The 15359-nt window shown below is 63.6% G+C and carries 14 protein-coding genes; 4 read left to right on the top strand and 10 right to left on the bottom strand.

Annotation, left to right across the window (positions count from 1 at the left end; translation table 11 throughout):
• Positions 1-43: 43 nt before the first annotated feature.
• The 5 genes from ACIPHM_RS13065 to wrbA all read right to left on the bottom strand — a co-directional run bounded on the left by ACIPHM_RS13065 (position 44) and on the right by wrbA (position 4597).
• The gene (locus ACIPHM_RS13065) at positions 44-574 is read right to left on the bottom strand and encodes a MerR family transcriptional regulator (RefSeq protein ID WP_400328444.1); all 531 of its coding nucleotides are present in this window, start codon (positions 572-574) and stop codon (positions 44-46) included.
• 180 nt (positions 575-754) lie between these two features.
• Complete coding sequence (locus ACIPHM_RS13060; RefSeq protein WP_400328442.1) at positions 755-1138, bottom strand: hypothetical protein; 384 nt, start codon at positions 1136-1138, stop codon at positions 755-757.
• A 682-nt stretch (positions 1139-1820) separates the two neighbouring features.
• Positions 1821-3242, bottom strand: a complete 1422-nt coding sequence (locus ACIPHM_RS13055; RefSeq protein WP_400328441.1) for an FAD-binding oxidoreductase — start codon at positions 3240-3242, stop codon at positions 1821-1823.
• A gap of 101 nt (positions 3243-3343) precedes the next feature.
• Positions 3344-3838, bottom strand: a complete 495-nt coding sequence (locus ACIPHM_RS13050; RefSeq protein ID WP_400328439.1) for a DUF2069 domain-containing protein — start codon at positions 3836-3838, stop codon at positions 3344-3346.
• A 171-nt stretch (positions 3839-4009) separates the two neighbouring features.
• Positions 4010-4597 carry an NAD(P)H:quinone oxidoreductase gene (gene wrbA, locus ACIPHM_RS13045; RefSeq protein WP_400328437.1) on the bottom strand — a complete coding sequence of 196 codons (588 nt, stop codon included), beginning with the start codon at positions 4595-4597 and terminating at the stop codon, positions 4010-4012.
• A gap of 318 nt (positions 4598-4915) precedes the next feature.
• Between wrbA and ACIPHM_RS13040 the strand changes: the two genes are divergently transcribed.
• Positions 4916-6340, top strand: coding sequence for a YihY family inner membrane protein (locus ACIPHM_RS13040; protein ID WP_400328435.1), 1425 nt, complete (start codon positions 4916-4918; stop codon positions 6338-6340).
• A 23-nt stretch (positions 6341-6363) separates the two neighbouring features.
• Here the strand turns inward: ACIPHM_RS13040 and ACIPHM_RS13035 are convergent, their stop codons facing one another.
• From ACIPHM_RS13035 to ACIPHM_RS13025, 3 genes are read right to left on the bottom strand one after another with little or no spacing between them, the layout of a single operon-like run.
• Positions 6364-6696: an Mpo1-like protein gene (locus ACIPHM_RS13035; protein ID WP_400328433.1), complete on the bottom strand. Its 333-nt coding sequence runs from the start codon at positions 6694-6696 to the stop codon at positions 6364-6366.
• 32 nt (positions 6697-6728) lie between these two features.
• On the bottom strand, positions 6729-7544 hold the full coding sequence (locus tag ACIPHM_RS13030; RefSeq protein ID WP_400328432.1) for an alpha/beta fold hydrolase: 816 nt from the start codon (positions 7542-7544) through the stop codon (positions 6729-6731).
• Positions 7541-8848 carry an O-acetylhomoserine aminocarboxypropyltransferase gene (locus ACIPHM_RS13025; protein WP_400328430.1) on the bottom strand — a complete coding sequence of 436 codons (1308 nt, stop codon included), beginning with the start codon at positions 8846-8848 and terminating at the stop codon, positions 7541-7543. Before ACIPHM_RS13025 ends, ACIPHM_RS13030 begins: the two co-directional genes overlap by 4 nt.
• A gap of 409 nt (positions 8849-9257) precedes the next feature.
• On the opposite strand from ACIPHM_RS13025, the gene ACIPHM_RS13020 reads away from it, so the two are divergent.
• From ACIPHM_RS13020 to aroC, 3 genes are all read left to right on the top strand, one after another.
• The gene (locus tag ACIPHM_RS13020) at positions 9258-9713 is read left to right on the top strand and encodes a CBS domain-containing protein (protein ID WP_400328428.1); all 456 of its coding nucleotides are present in this window, start codon (positions 9258-9260) and stop codon (positions 9711-9713) included.
• Positions 9710-11629: an MFS transporter gene (locus ACIPHM_RS13015; protein ID WP_400328426.1), complete on the top strand. Its 1920-nt coding sequence runs from the start codon at positions 9710-9712 to the stop codon at positions 11627-11629. The genes ACIPHM_RS13020 and ACIPHM_RS13015 overlap by 4 nt, the downstream gene beginning before the upstream one ends.
• Positions 11630-11814: 185 nt before the next feature.
• Positions 11815-12918, top strand: coding sequence for a chorismate synthase (gene aroC / locus ACIPHM_RS13010; RefSeq protein ID WP_400328424.1), 1104 nt, complete (start codon positions 11815-11817; stop codon positions 12916-12918).
• A 242-nt stretch (positions 12919-13160) separates the two neighbouring features.
• Here aroC and ACIPHM_RS13005 read toward each other — a convergent pair whose 3' ends face one another.
• Complete coding sequence (locus ACIPHM_RS13005) at positions 13161-13478, bottom strand: MliC family protein (RefSeq protein ID WP_400328422.1); 318 nt, start codon at positions 13476-13478, stop codon at positions 13161-13163.
• Positions 13479-13630: 152 nt separating this feature from the next.
• Positions 13631-15301 (bottom strand): electron transfer flavoprotein-ubiquinone oxidoreductase, encoded by a 1671-nt coding sequence (locus ACIPHM_RS13000; protein WP_400328420.1) that lies wholly within the window; start codon positions 15299-15301, stop codon positions 13631-13633.
• Positions 15302-15359: the final 58 nt, after the last annotated feature.

Below are 15359 nucleotides of genomic sequence, written 5' to 3'. Positions count from 1 at the left end.
GAGTGTCAGGGGCGGGCGGTGGCGGTCGTGACGTCGGGGCGCCTCAGCGCGCCGACGGCTTGCGGGCGCGTTCGGCACGTTCGGCGCGCTCGGCGAGCAACTCGTCAGCCGGCACGCCGCGCAGGCGTTGCTCGATGTATTGCAGATCGTGTTCGATCTGTGCTTCCAGACTTTCCGCTTCACGCAATTCGCGGCGCACCTGCGCCGTGCGCTCACGCAAGGTGTCGAGCTGGGAGGTCAGCGCGTCGCGAACCGCGTGCAGGTCCTCCTCGTTCATACGCGACTTGCCGGCTTCAACCATACGTCGCGGACGCTTGAGCATCTCCGTGATCGCCGCAATCGAAAACCCGAGCGAGCGCATACGTAAAATGCGTCCGAAGGTCGCGAGATCGGCTTGGGTGTACATGCGATAGCGTCCGCCACTGCGGGCGGGAACGACGAGGTTCAACTCCTCGTAATACTTCAGCGTGCGGGCCGTGACGCCGAGCGCGGCAGCGGCTTGCCCGACTGTCAGCAATGACGTGTCATCTGGCGGCGTACCGGCCGATGATGCCGGTAAGAGATCTGTGGCCATGAGTGCCTCCGATCGACTCCGATCCATGAATGAAGGCAATATTAGCACAACCTGTACGTGAACGTTCAGGTTTGAGTGTGATGGAAGCGGACAGAAAAAATCATCGGCCCGGCGGACCTCGACGTGTGGACGTCGGTGTCGGCCGGGCCGATGGGGCGTGGGTGCCGAAGAAGGGGGGCGTTAGCGCGTCGTCAGATTGGGCGCCGTTTCCCAGCGGATGGCGCGCACGCCGGCGGTGTCGCCGAGCGTCGAGACGAGATGCACGAGCGCCGCACGACGGCTGCGGTCGCAACGCAGCACGTAGTCGAGTTCGAGCAGGTAGCCGCCCGAGCGGTCGGTGCGCGTGGCTGTCTCGGGCGAGATCCGTTGCGTGCGTAGCGCGTTGCGGACCGTCGCGTCGATGACATTGGCCTTCGATGCCAACGTCAGCACGACCAGCCGGTATTGCGGCGACGCGAGCGTGCTCTCGGCCGGCGGCGAGACCGTGTTCGATGCAGCCGAAGCGGGTGCAAGGCGGGCGCGAGCGCGATCGAACAGCGAGGGGATAAGCATTTGCAGCGTCATGGTGTCCTCCTGAATCAAGGGCCTGAGACGGCGGATGCCGGGGCTTGGCCACGCATGGCGATGCGCTCGGCGCGAGCTTGGCCCGACAGGGCGCAAGCAAAGAACGCGCGATGCGCAATGCGATGCATGATTTCGACGCAAGCGTTGGCAGGCTTTGCGGCGTCCTGGCCATCGACGATGTGCTGTCGGGCGTGAAACGGCGCTCTGAGCGTGCCTTGTTCCGGATGGGGGAATGCATCCGTCAAACAAACGCTGAACTGCGGGGTAGGTGCGAGAAAACGGGATCGTTACCTGAAGTCGCAAATGACCGTAAGGTCATCGGGATTCGGTGTGATCGATGCACTACCGCTGCGGCATTGAGACCGGCAGCGGCAGTCGGAGACGACTGCGGGTTACCGGGCCAACGCCTCGCCGGTCATTGCCGACGCTTGCGTGCTACTAGAGCAACTGCCCACGGAAAACTCCGTCGTAATTGGAAAGAAGCCATTGTAGGGCGTTGGTACGCCTCTGTAAAGAAAATGGCGGGATTTCGCGGCATTTTGTCGCGAAATTGACGACATTTCTTCAAATTTTGCCGATTTATTGATGCCTTGGAGCTGATGCGTCACTCGGTCTTGTCGTGCGACTGTCTGCGTGGCTGTCCCCGTCGAACGGAGAGGGCGGCGACGCGCGGCCATGGCACTCAGTCCGGCAGCACTTTGCCCGGATTCATCAGCCCGAGCGGGTCGAACGCCTTTTTCAGCGTACGCATCAACGCGAGTTCGACGGGCGACTTGTAATGCGCCGACGCCTCGCGCTTGAACTGACCGAGGCCGTGCTCCGCGCTGATCGTGCCGCGATGCGCGTGCACGCTGTCGTGGACGGCCGCGGTCACAGGCGCCTGATATTGCTTGAGGAACGCGGCGGGATCGACGCCTTCCGGCGCCATCACGTTGTAGTGCAGATTCCCGTCACCGAGATGACCGAAGGTCACCATGCGCGCGCCGGGTGCGATGCGTTGCACGATTGGGTCGGTTGCCTGAATGAAGGCGGGCACCTGCGATACCGGCACGGCGATATCGTGCTTGACGTTCAGGCCCGTGGCAGATTGCGCCAGCGGAATGCTCTCGCGCAAATGCCAGAGCGCGTTCGATTGGGCGAGGCTGCTGGCAACAATGGCGTCGCGCACGATCCCTTGTTCGATGGCCGCGTTCAGCACCCGCTCCAGCAAATCGCGCGCGTGCGCTTCGCTTTCGTTGTCGGAGAGTTCGAGCAGTACCGTCTGGGCGTAAGGCTGCGAGAACGGATAGCGCAGGGGCGCGAAGACCTGCGCTACGAGCGTCAGGCAGAAGCCGGACATCAATTCGAAGCCGGTGAGCAGCGGCCCGGCCATGCGTTGCGCCAGATTCAGCAGCGCCAACGCCTGCGCGGGGCTGTCGAGCGCGGCGAGCGCTGTCATGCGTGCTACGGGTTGGGCGAAGACTTTGAGCGTCGCGGCGGTGATCAGTCCGAGCGTGCCTTCCGCGCCGATGAACAGATCGCGCAGATCGTAGCCGGTGTTGTCCTTGCGCAGCCCGCGCAGGCCATCCCAAAGCTCGCCTTGCGGCGTCACCACTTCCAGTCCGAGGCACAGCTCGCGCGCGTTGCCGTAACGCAGAACGGCGGTGCCGCCCGCATTCGTCGCGAGGTTGCCGCCGATGGTGCAACTGCCCTCAGCCGCGAGACTTAGCGGGAACAGGCGCTCCGCCGCCGAGGCCGCCGCCTGCACATTGGCGAGCAGACAGCCCGCTTCGGCGGTGAGCGTCATGTTCTCGGCATCCACTTGCCGGATGCGGTCAAGACGACGCAAGCTGATGACGACCTGACGTCCGCTCGTGTCGGGTGTCGCCCCGCCCGCGAGGCCTGTGTTGCCGCCTTGCGGGACCATCGGCACGCCATACGCGACGCACAACCGCACGAGCGTGGCAACCTGCGTGGCGTCGGCGGGACGCAGCACGGCGAGGGCATTGCCGACGTAGCGTTTGCGTTGATCGGTGAGGTAGGCGCCGGTGTCGGCGTCATCCCGCAGCACATGATCGCGACCCAGCAAGTCGCGGCAAGCGGTGAGGAATTCGGAATCATTCATGGCAGATGGCAGGGAAGGCGCTGGCGGAGGCGGGGCCGCAATCCGCGGCCTCATGGTGAAAGGCGGGGGGGAGAGCGGCGCACGAGAGCGAAGCGCGACGGCTACCGCGCCGTCGCGGCTCGGGCTTTCGCCGCCCGCTTGAAGGGCCGCAGGTAAAAGATTGTCGCGAAGAAGAACACCACCGACAGCGCCGTTTCGATCCACGCGAGCACGGCGGATACCCCCGTGTCCGTCATGCCGCGCACGACGCCCTCCGCGAGAAACAGCAGGATGAACATGCTCGACCACTGGAGCGTGTACAAATTGCCGCGCAGCACGCCGCGCAACGGTAACAGAAGGAGCAACGCCTTGAGGACCAGCCACGAACCGCCGGGACGCAGCGGCGCGAGCCACAACTCCCAGGCCACCGACAGCGCAATGAGTGCCAGCAGGCTCGCAATACTCGTTGGGCGCAGCAGCGGCGACGGGTGCGCCTGGCCTGACGCGGCATGCGTGCTTGTCCGGGCATGCCCGTCGCGAGTGTCGCGTGGATCTCGTGTCTCGCGGGCTTCGCTGGCGTTGACGTCATGCGGCAGGTCGGGCGGTGTGGCAGTCATGGGCTTGTCTCGTGGGCCGGTATTACTGCGGTATTACTGCGGTGTTGCGCGTCTTGCGTCAGTGGCGGTTTGCCGGCTCGCGCGCGAGGCATTGGCCCAATGTCGAGGGCGTGGCTAACGGCGCGGCTGACGCTCTGACCGGCGGTTTCCCCGACGGCGCGACACAAACACTCATTCTGCCAGCTTGCAGGCCGCGCGTGCGAGTCGCGCACCGAGCGCCGAGGCCAACTGGCGTTCGTCCGCCGAGAGCGGGTTGCCGTCATGCGCGAAGTGCGTCGCGCCGTAGGGCGAACCGCCCGTACGCGTGCTGGAGAGCGCGGGCTCGGTATAGGGAAGGCCCATGAGCAACATGCCGTGATGCAGCAGCGGGATCATCATCGAGAGCAGGGTGCTTTCCTGGCCGCCGTGCAGGCTCCCGCTGGACGTGAACACGCAAGCCGGTTTCCCCGCGAGCGCACCCGAGAGCCATTGCGGTGTGGTGCCGTCGAGAAAATACTTCAGTGCGGCGGCCATGTTGCCGAAGCGCGTGGGCGATCCGAGGGCAAGTCCGGTGCACTCATCGAGATCGCGCAATTCGACGTACGGCGGGCCGTTGCCGGGAATGTCCGGTGCCGTGGCTTCGCACACCGCCGATACGGCGGGCACGGTACGCACCCGCGCTTGCGCGCCCGGCACGCTCTCGATGCCCGAGGCGATGCATTGTGCGAGTTGTTGGGTCGTGCCGTGACGGCTGTAGTACAGAACGAGGATTTCGGTCATGAAGTCGAGTCAGCCGGAATCGGCTGGGGCAAGGTGTCGGGTGCGGGGCGATGCCGGCAACGTTCGGACGAGATGGCAATGTCGCGTGCCGTGCTGCGCGTCTTGTCGACGCCGGTCGACCGGTAACGCAGGCTTTTCGGCGCAAGCGGCAGGATGGCACGGCGGCAAACCCGCCGAAGCCTTGCGCCGTGAGTGAAAAGCCGACGAAAAGTGCGGGTATTATAGGGCGTTCCTATAGACGTGACGGTATGACGCAGCGTACGCGGTGCGCCGTTCCTGGCCTGTCGTCGCGTCGATGTCCTCACCGGAGAGCCCGATTTGCGCAAACTGTCCCGCATCAACTGGAACAACGTTCGCCAACTGCTGAGATACGCGATTGCGCGGGCGCAGGACGATCGGATTCCGCAAGTGGCGGGCAGCCTGACGTTCACGTCGATTCTGTCGATCGTGCCGCTGTTTGCCGTAACGTTCGCGCTGTTTACGGCCTTTCCGATCTTCAATTCGTTTCGCGATGCGCTGCAGGGCTTCCTGCTAGAGCATTTGATGCCCGAGAGCGTCAACGCCCAGATATTCAACTACCTGAACCAGTTCGCGTCGAAAGCGACGAGTTTGACGGCCTTCGGTCTGATCGGCTTGCTGGTGACCTCCGTGCTGACGTTGATGACGGTCGAGTCGGCCTTCAATGTGATCTGGCGCGTGCCGCGTGCGCGCCCGCTCGCCCAGCGTCTGCTGATTTACTGGAGTCTGCTCACTCTCGGACCGCTGCTGTTTGGTGTGAGTCTGTCGATCAGTTCGTACGTCTTCTCGCAGTCGATGTCGCTGGTGAGCACGTTGCCGCCGGCGGTGGCCTCGCTGCTCAGTCTGATTCCGCTGGCGCTCACGAGCGTGGCGTTCATGCTGATGTACCTCTACATGCCGAATTGCAAGGTGGACTGGCGCGACGCGCTGGTCGGCGGCGTGGTGGCGGCGCTGGCATTCGATCTGACCAAACGCGGCTTCGGCCTGTACATCCGTCAGTTCCCGACGTACACCGCGGTTTACGGCGCGTTCGCGGCGGTGCCGATCTTCCTGCTCTGGATCTATCTGTCGTGGCTGGTGGCGCTGGTCGGGGCGACGATCACGTCGGTGTTGCCCGCGCTGCGTCTCGGTCATTTCCAGTATCCGCGGTTCCCGGGCAGCGATTTGCTCGACGGCCTCACGCTTATCCATTTGCTCAATCAGAACCGGGAAGCCGGTGGCGGCGGGTTCACGACGCAGCAATTGGCGCGCACCATGCGTACGAGTCTTGAACATGCGGGCGACCTGTTGGTCCGGCTCGAACGTATGGGATGGGTCGGGCGGTTGACGATGCAGCCACCCGCAGAGCGTTGGTTGCTGCTTGCCAACCCGCGCGCGACGACGCTCTCACCGCTCGTCGCGCAACTCGCGCTCAACGTCGACGAGTTGGCGCGGCAGATGGAGCGTCACGCGCTTGATGGCGCTCACGTCGCCGATATTCTGCGAGAGGGCAAGTGGGACGTGCCGCTCGCCGACGCGTTGCCGCGTGATGTCGCGGCGGACGCGGGTGACGCTGGTACGGCGGGTAATGCGGGCGAGGCTGGCAAGGGGGAGGTGGGTGAGGCAAGCGGCAATGCCGGCGCGTCCGCCGCAGATGCAGGCAGCGATACCCGTGATGCTCGCAATGTCCGTGATCCCGGTGATGCCCGAAACACCCGTGGTGACCGCGAAGGCCAGTCGCATTGAAGGCCAGGCGCATTAACAACGTGCTAGAGCTTGATCCGGCCAACGCAAATATCGCGGAACATGACCCAGTCGCCCATCAGACTGTAAATCGGGTGGCGAAACGTGGCGGGCCGGTTCTTTTCGAAGAAGAAATGGCCCACCCACGCGAACGCATAACCACACACGATGGCGGCGAGCAGCCACCACGCGTTGCCCGTCACGGCGAGAGTCACCAGAAATGCAATCACACCCCACGAGCCCACGAAGTGCAGGCGGCGGCAGGTGAGATTCCGATGTTCGCCGAGATAGAACGGATAAAAATCGGCAAACCGGTCGAACGTTCGTGAGGCCCGTGCGGGGTCGTCGCGCTCAGACATGACAAGCCTCCTCGTTGGCGAAGGTGACGCGCTCAGTGTCGCATGAATCGCTTGAGCGCATCGAGTAGGGCATCCGGCTGCTCCGTCATGATGGCGTGGCCTGCGTCGACGACTTCCACCGTGACGGTGCTGCCCGTCTCACGCAGGGTGTCGAGCAGCGACTGCGCAGCGCGTGGCGGCGTCATCTGATCGCGTCGTCCCAGCACGGCGAGGACTGGACATTGGACACGCGCGGCCGCTTCCGTCCCTCCATCGTACTGATTGCACGCCTCGAAATCGGTGAGGAACACCTTGGCCGGATTCCGTCGCGCAACGCGCTCCATCAATCGTTGATTGACGCCCCACGTCCAGAAGCCCGGGCCTGGCGCCGACGGTTTGGCCGCGATTGTGCTGTGCGACCAGGCGTTGACCAGCGCGATGGCCTCAGGCTCGCGCTCGGCGGCCGCTTCGAGCAGGGTGTCGGAGACCTTCATCGGATACGCGGTGCCGACGAGCGCAATACGCGTGACGCGTTCGGGGTGGCGCGCCGCAGCGTCCAACGCGATCAGCGATCCCATGCTGTGGCCGACCCAGGCGGCGCCGCGAATCCCTGCGGCATCCAGCAGGGCGACCACGAGGTCCGCCATCTCGCCAATCGTCTTCAACGGGGCACCCGTGCTGCGGTGATGCCCCGGCAGATCGAGGGCGAGCACGTTCATCCCGTGGTGCGCGAGGTATCGGCTCTGTAAGCCCCATACGCTGTGATCGTGTTGCGCGCCATGCAGAAAGACGACCGTGGGTTGTTCGGGATTCACCGGCTTGCCGGCGGTGTATGCGTAGACGTTGTTGCCAGCGATGTCGAAATTCATCGGGCTTGCCCCCTGGGCGAGGATTTGACGGCCGCTTTCAGGCCACGCTTGAGATCCTGGATCAGATCGTCGGGGTCTTCCAGTCCGATCGACAGGCGCACGGTGCCTTCCCCGATGCCCGCGGCGGCGAGGGCGGCGGCGTCCATGCGGAAGTGCGTGGTAGAGGCCGGGTGAATGACAAGCGAGCGGGCGTCGCCGACGTTCGCCAGATGCGAGAACAATTGCAGCGACTCAATGAAGCGCCTGCCGGCTTCCCGATCCCCTTTGAGATTGAAGCTGAACACCGCACCCGCCCCGCGCGGCAGCAGTCGTTTCGCCAACGCGTAATCGGGATGCGACGGCAGTTCGGGGTAAGCGACACTCGCCACGGCCTCGTGACCCGCGAGGAATTCCACCACCCGGCGCGCGTTGTCCACGTGCCGCGCCATGCGAAGCGGCAGCGTTTCGATACCTTGCAGCAGTTGCCACGCAGCTTGCGGATGCAAGCACGCGCCGAAGTCGCGTAATCCTTCGCGTCGCGCACGCAGCAGGAAGGGCGCGACGGAACTCTCCTCGGCAAACACCATGCCGTGGAAGCCGTCGTACGGCTCGGTCAGCTCGGGAAATTTGTCACGCTTTTCGAAATCGAACGTGCCGCCGTCGATCAGCACGCCGCCGATGGTCGTGCCGTGCCCGCCAAGGAATTTGGTCGCGGAGTGGTAGATGAAGTCCGCGCCGTGCTCGAACGGCTGGATGAGCCACGGCGTGGTGAACGTGCTGTCGACGAGCAGGGGCACGCCCGCCTCGTGCGCAATCTGCGAGACCGTCGCGATGTCGAGCACGTCGAGTCCGGGGTTGCCCAGTGTTTCGCCGAAGAACAGCCGGGTCTCGGGTCGCACGGCGGTGCGCCAGCCGTCGATGTCGCCGGGACGCACGAAGGTCGTTTCGATGCCGAAGCGACGCAACGTGTAGTGCAGCAGATTGTGCGAGCCGCCATAGAGCGCGCTCGATGCCACGATGTGCGAACCGGCGCCCATCAGCGTTGCGATGGCCAGATGCAGCGCGGCTTGCCCGCTTGCCGTGGCAATGGCGCCGACACCGTTTTCCAATGCGGCCATCCGCTCCTCGAAGACGGCGTTGGTCGGATTGGAAATGCGCGAGTACACGTGTCCGGCGCGTTCCATGTTGAACAGGGCGGCCGCCTGATCGGCATCGGAAAAGACGAACGACGTGGTCTGATAGATCGGGGTGGCGCGCGCCCCCGTGGCGGGATCGGGGGCGGCCCCGGCGTGCAGGGCGAGCGTGTCGAAATGCGGGACTGACATGGCGGAGAGGGCCTCGCAGATGGCGTGAAGTGGGCTCGGGCGTAACCCGGCGGACGCGTGATGTTGACTTTACGTATACGGCAATCCTAGCACCACCTTCGTGCGCTCCGACAGGCTTTGAGGGCGTCATCAGGGAAATTGCGGTGTTGTCCGATGTCAGAGGTAAGGCGATGTCTGATCGTCGATGCAGAATCGGCCGAAAACCCGCGCCGTACGGCCATGTGCGTGTCTTGCGCCTTTCCTTTTCGAGCGCTTTCCGATAGCATCCATCGAACAGGTTCCAATCATTATTTGACACGGAGACAGCGGGCGTACGCGTCAGCAATCCGTCCGCAGCCGAAGTGCGGCGACGTCTGGCGGCAGCGTTCCGCCACGATTTGCCCGAGCCATACAAAGAGGAGTGTGTGCCATGCGTGTGTCTGACATCCTGAAAGTAAAGGGCAACACCCTTTTCACCGTGACCCCGGAGACGTCGCTGGGCGAAGCCGTCGATACGATGGCGGAGCATGACATCGGTTCGCTGGTCGTCATGGAGTACGGCGATCTGGTGGGCATGCTCACGTTCCGCGAAATCATCAACACGATCAGCAAGAACGGCGGCACCGTCGGCGAATCGACGATTCGCAAGATCATGGACGACCACCCGCTCACGTGCACGCCGGAGACCGACGTGAACGAAGTGCGCCGCATGATGCTCGAGCGTCACGCGCGCTATTTGCCGGTCATGGAGAGCCGCACGCTCATGGGCGTGATTTCCTTCTACGATGTGGCTCGCGCGGTCGTGGAGGAGCAATCCTTCGAGAACCGCATGCTCAAGGCGTACATTCGCGACTGGCCGGCCGAGGAAGCGGAAGACGCAAAGTGAGTGAGGCCGGTCAGCGCGGGGCTCGCGACGACGGCCACCAATCGCGACTGCTGAGAGAGCGCCGTTTCGCGCCGTTCTTCTGGACGCAGTTCCTCGGCGCGATGAACGACAACGTGTTCAAAATCGCGTTTACGTCGCTCGTCACCTATCACGCATCGCTTTTTCAGGACGTCGACGGCAAGACCGCGGCGTTCCTGATTTCGGCCATCTTCATTGCGCCGTTTCTCCTATTTTCCGCGACCAGCGGTCAGATTGCCGACAAGTGGGACAAGGCGCGTCTGATCCGGCTCGTCAAAACGCTGGAGATCGCCATCATGGTCGTGGGCGCGGCCGGATTTATCTGGACCAGCGCGCCGTTGCTCTATGTCTGCACGTTCCTGATGGGACTGCATTCCACGCTGTTCGGGCCGGTGAAGTACGCTTATCTGCCGCAGCATCTCGCCGATCACGAATTGGTGGGTGGCAACGGTCTCGTCGAGATGGGGACGTTCGTCGCCATTCTGATCGGCACGATTGTCGGTGGCGAGATGGCGGGGGCGGGCGCAGGCGCGCTGCCATGGATCGGCGGTGTGTGCATCGGGCTCGCGCTGTTGGGGCGTCTCGTGTCGACGTGGGTGCCGCAAACGCCAGCCGCGCAGCCGGACCTGCGCATCAACTGGAATCCGTTCACCGAGACGTGGAGAAATCTGCGCATCGCGCGCACCGATCGAGCGGTCTTCCAGAGCCTGCTGGGCATCTCCTGGCTCTGGTTTCTCGGGGCGACGTTTCTCGCATCGTTCTTCAATTTCGCGCGGGACGTGCTCGGCGCGAACCCGGATGTCGTCACATTGCTGCTGGCGATGTTCTCCGTTGGCATCGGCGTCGGGTCATTGCTGTGCGAGCGGCTCTCAGGCGGCAAGGTGGAAATCGGGTTGGTGCCGTTCGGCTCGATCGGCATGACCGTGTTCGCCGTCGACCTGTATTTCGCGAGCCGGGGCGGCGCTGCCGGTGCGACCTTGCAGACGCTGGGGCAATTCGTCTCGCAGCCGGCCCATTGGCGCATTCTGGCGGATCTGTTCCTGCTGGCGATGTTCGGCGGTTTTTACAGCGTGCCGTTGTACGCGCTGATTCAGAGTCGTAGCGCGCCGTCGCATCGCGCGCGCATCATCGCCGCGAACAATATTCTCAACGCGCTGTTCATGGTGGTGTCCTCGCTCATGGCGATGATGCTCACGAAAGCCGGTTTCACTATCGACCAGTTGTATCTCGTTACCGGCATTCTGAATGCGCTGGTCGCCGTTTATCTCTACACGCTGCTCCCGGAATTCCTGATCCGCTTCGTCATGTGGCTGCTGCTCCACACTGTCTACCGAATCAAAGTGAGCGGGGCCGAGCAGATTCCCGACGAGGGACCGTGCGTGCTGGTGTGCAATCACGTGAGCTTCGCCGACGCCGTCGTCATCGGTGCCTCCATCCGGCGACCGGTGCGGTTCGTGATGGACCATCGGATTTTCCGGATTCCCGTGCTGTCGTGGTTCTTCCGCACCGTGGGGGCGATTCCGATTGCCCCGGCACATGAGGACGCCGCGGGTCTGGATCGCGCGTATGGGCTGATCGCCCAAGCGCTTGATGTGGGCGAAGTCGTCTGCATCTTCCCCGAGGGCAAGCTGACGGCATCGGGAGATCTCCAGGTCTTCCGGCAAGGCGTGCAGCGCATTATCGAGCGCTCGCCGGTGCCGGTCGTGCCGATGGCGCTGCGCGGGCTTTGGGGGAGCTTCTTCTCCCGGCTCGGCGGGGTGGCGATGACGCGTCCGTTCAAGCGCGGCATCCTGAATCGGCTGGAGCTTGTGATCGGTGAGCCTGTCGCCCCGGCGCAGGCCACGCCCGAGTCGCTGCGCGACAAGGTGCTCAAGCTTCGCGGCCCCTGGCCCGTCTGAAAGGCGTCTGGCCGATGGCCGCGCCCCGCGACCCGGTTCGGATTTTTCCGATGCCGGGTCCGGAAAGCGCTCAAAATGCGGCGTTCGGGCCGATTTGCGTCACGGTGTGCCGCTCCGGGCGGCGCGGCACGGTGGGATCGCTGGCATAATAGGGCCTTCCCGTCACACCCCAACCTGATCCCCGTATGTCTGGCAATACGCTTGGAACCCTGTTTACCGTCACCACTTTCGGCGAATCGCATGGCCCGGCCATCGGCTGTGTGATCGATGGCTGCCCGCCGGGAATGGCGCTTATGGAAGCCGACATTCAGGGGGAGCTGGATCGCCGCCGTCCCGGCACGTCGCGTCACGTCACGCAGCGTAATGAACCGGACGCCGTCGAAATCCTCTCGGGCGTGTTCGAGGGCGTGACAACGGGCACTCCCATCGCCTTGCTCATCCGCAACACGGATCAGCGCAGCAAGGACTACGGCAATATCGTCCAGACGTTCCGCCCTGGGCATGCCGATTACACCTATTTGCAGAAATACGGCGTGCGCGATTATCGGGGCGGCGGTCGCTCGTCGGCGCGGCTCACGGCGCCGGTCGTGGCCGCGGGCGCAGTTGCGAAGAAGTGGCTGGCCGAACGTTACGGCGTGCAGATCCATGGCTGTATGACGCAGCTCGGCGATATCGAGATTCCGCAGACCGACTGGTCGCAAGTGTCGCAGAACCCGTTTTTTGCGGCGAACGGGGAAGTCGTTCCCCAACTTGAAGCGTATATGGACGATCTGCGCAAGGCGGGCGACTCCGTGGGCGCCAAGCTTCGCGTGGTGGCGTCCGGTGTGCCGGTTGGCCTGGGCGAGCCGTTGTTCGACCGTCTGGATGCCGACATTGCCCATGCGATGATGGGCCTGAATGCGGTTAAAGGGGTGGAGATCGGCGCAGGCTTTCGCAGCGTTACCCAAAAGGGCTCCGAGCATGGCGACGAATTGACGCCGGAGGGTTTCGTCGGCAACAACGCTGGCGGCATTCTGGGGGGCATTTCCACCGGTCAGGACATCGATGTCTCGATTGCGATCAAGCCGACGTCCAGCATTCGCACGCCGCGTCGCTCGGTGGACGTAGCCGGGCAGGCGTCGACCGTCGAGACGTTCGGTCGCCACGATCCCTGCGTCGGCATTCGTGCGACGCCGATTGCCGAGGCGCTACTGGCCCTCGTGCTGATCGATCATGCGCTGCGCCATCGGGCGCAGTGCGGTGACGTCCAGGTGGATACGCCGGTGATTCCGGCACGTGCGCCAGAGTGATCGCGTCAGGCTGACGGTTGCGTCACCCCGTCGGAGCTAATGCCGACCTTGTGCCGCCAAAGGCCAGCGAAGGTCCTGCGATGGTTCCGCCAGGCGCGTCGACGGCCGAATAAATCGGCCGCGCAAAAACAAAAACGCCAGACAGATTGAACTGACCCCCAAGGGTTGGCGCTATGTCCAACTATGGGGGGGCAGTTCAATCAATCCCTGTCTGGCGTTTCTTGCTTGCACATCATGCGTCGTCATTCGCGGCACTGGGCGATGGCTTGTTCGTCCTTTGCGGTGTACAGCGTGCCTTCCGGCCCTTTGCTCCACCAGACGAGCGTTCGTCCAACGTGCTTTTCACCGCTCGCCGCGCGTGCCGGTTTGAGGACTTCGCGCTTACCCATCCAATACAGTGTGACGTTGCCGCCGAGGTTGTCGTCGTCGTAGACAACCACCGCGACATGCGTGTTATCGCACAAGTAGCTCACCGTCTTCGCCTGCACGGCGCCACCCGCAAGCGCGAGAGGGCCTGCCAGCGTCGCGCCTGCAAGCCATACGGAAGTTCTCGACATCATGCCTCCCTGCCATTGGCGTTGGGTTGGGGTTGAATCGAAATCGCAGAAACCTCTCGGACACGTCCATTGCAGGCGAGTTGCGTGCCTTGCGTCGTTGTGTCTGCGCAAACAAAAACCGCCGGACGAGCCGGCGGCAATACAGCATTACGGCATTACATATTCGGGTAGTTCGGCCCGCCGCCGCCCTCCGGCGTGATCCACACGATATTCTGCGTCGGGTCCTTGATGTCGCACGTCTTGCAGTGCACGCAGTTCTGCGCATTGATCTGGAGTCGCTCGGAGTCGTCATCGTTCTTCACGAATTCGTAGACGCCCGCCGGGCAATACCGCTGCTCAGGGCCTGCGTACTCGCTCAGGTTGATGCCGACCGGCACGCTCGGATCCTTAAGCGTCAGGTGCGCGGGCTGGTTCTCTTCGTGATTGGTGTTCGAGATGAACACCGACGACAGTCGATCGAACGTGAGCTTGCCGTCCGGCTTCGGATAGACGATCGGCTGGCATTGCGCCGCCGGCAGCAGGCATTCGTGATCGGCCTTCTTGCGATGGATCGTCCACGGCATCTTGCCGCCGAGCAGCTTTTGCTCGATGCCGGTCATCAGCGTGGCAACGGTCAGGCCCTTCTTGAACCACTGCTTGAAGTTCCGCGCCTTGTTCAGCTCTTCGTGCAGCCACGATTGTTCGAATGCCATCGGGTAAGCGGTGAGTTCGTCGCGCTGACGATCCGCGGCGAGTGCGTCGAACGCGGCGTCGGCGGCCATCATGCCGCTCTTGATCGCCGCGTGGCTGCCCTTGATGCGGCTCACGTTGAGGAAGCCGGCTTCGCAGCCGACCAGCGCGCCACCCTTGAAGACCAGCTTCGGCAACGCGAGCAGGCCGCCGGCCGTGATGGCGCGTGCGCCATACGAGACACGCTTGCCGCCTTCGAGGAAGTGACGAATCGACGGGTGCGTCTTGTAGCGTTGGAATTCTTCGAACGGCGACAGATACGGATTGCTGTAGTCGAGGCCGACAATGAAGCCCACGGCGACCTGATGGTTCGGCAGGTGATAGAGGAACGAGCCGCCGTAGGTCTGCGAATTGAGCGGCCAGCCGGCCGTGTGGATGACCAGACCTTCCTTATGCTTGGACGGATCGATCTCCCACAATTCCTTGATGCCCAGACCGTAAGCCTGCGGATCGCGCCCGTCATCGAGGTTGAACTTGCGCATCAACTGGCGGCCGAGATTGCCGCGCGCACCTTCCGAGAAGATCGTGTACTTGGCGTGCAGCTCCATGCCGAGCTGGAAGTTCTCCGTCGGCTCGCCGTCCTTGCCGACGCCCATGTTGCCGGTCGCCACGCCCATGACCGCGCCATTCTCGTCATAGAGAATTTCGGCCGCGGGGAAGCCAGGGAAAATTTCGACGCCCAGCGCTTCGGCCTGCTGGCCGAGCCAGCGCACGACGTTGCCCAGGCTGATGACGTAGTTGCCGTGATTCTGGAAGCAGGCGGGCAGCAGCCACGACGGCGTGGAGGTCGCGCCCGTCTCGTTCAGGAACAGGAAACGATCTTCGACGACGGGGGTGTCCAGCGGTGCGCCGAGTTCCTTCCAGTTGGGGATGAGTTCGGTAAGCGCTCGCGGATCCATGACCGCGCCGGAGAGGATGTGGGCGCCGATTTCCGAGCCTTTTTCCAGCACACAAACGGAAATGTCCTTGCCTGCTTCCTGCGCGCGCTGCTTCAAACGGATAGCCGTGGACAGGCCGGCCGGACCGCCGCCAACAACGACGACGTCATATTCCATCGACTCCCTTGGGCCGTACTGCTCAAGCAGCTTGGGATCCATTGATGCTCCTGTTATAAACGTTAGAATTCGTGGGTGCGGCCATTTTCCGGGAATGGGG

It is taken from the genome of Pandoraea sp. NPDC087047, assembly GCF_044745225.1.
GTDB lineage: Bacteria > Pseudomonadota > Gammaproteobacteria > Burkholderiales > Burkholderiaceae > Pandoraea.
Note: the sequence above shows the minus strand (reverse complement) of the source record. Positions and strands in the feature narration are given on the sequence as shown.

Coding starts and splice junctions, on each gene's coding strand:
- ACIPHM_RS13065 (WP_400328444.1), bottom strand. CDS start 574: ATGGCCACAGATCTCTTACCGGCATCATCGGCCGGTACGCCGCCAGAT.
- ACIPHM_RS13060 (WP_400328442.1), bottom strand. CDS start 1,138: ATGACGCTGCAAATGCTTATCCCCTCGCTGTTCGATCGCGCTCGCGCC.
- ACIPHM_RS13055 (WP_400328441.1), bottom strand. CDS start 3,242: ATGAATGATTCCGAATTCCTCACCGCTTGCCGCGACTTGCTGGGTCGC.
- ACIPHM_RS13050 (WP_400328439.1), bottom strand. CDS start 3,838: ATGACTGCCACACCGCCCGACCTGCCGCATGACGTCAACGCCAGCGAA.
- wrbA (WP_400328437.1), bottom strand. CDS start 4,597: ATGACCGAAATCCTCGTTCTGTACTACAGCCGTCACGGCACGACCCAA.
- ACIPHM_RS13035 (WP_400328433.1), bottom strand. CDS start 6,696: ATGTCTGAGCGCGACGACCCCGCACGGGCCTCACGAACGTTCGACCGG.
- ACIPHM_RS13030 (WP_400328432.1), bottom strand. CDS start 7,544: ATGAATTTCGACATCGCTGGCAACAACGTCTACGCATACACCGCCGGC.
- ACIPHM_RS13025 (WP_400328430.1), bottom strand. CDS start 8,848: ATGTCAGTCCCGCATTTCGACACGCTCGCCCTGCACGCCGGGGCCGCC.
- ACIPHM_RS13020 (WP_400328428.1), top strand. CDS start 9,258: ATGCGTGTGTCTGACATCCTGAAAGTAAAGGGCAACACCCTTTTCACC.
- aroC (WP_400328424.1), top strand. CDS start 11,815: ATGTCTGGCAATACGCTTGGAACCCTGTTTACCGTCACCACTTTCGGC.
- ACIPHM_RS13005 (WP_400328422.1), bottom strand. CDS start 13,478: ATGATGTCGAGAACTTCCGTATGGCTTGCAGGCGCGACGCTGGCAGGC.
- ACIPHM_RS13000 (WP_400328420.1), bottom strand. CDS start 15,301: ATGGATCCCAAGCTGCTTGAGCAGTACGGCCCAAGGGAGTCGATGGAA.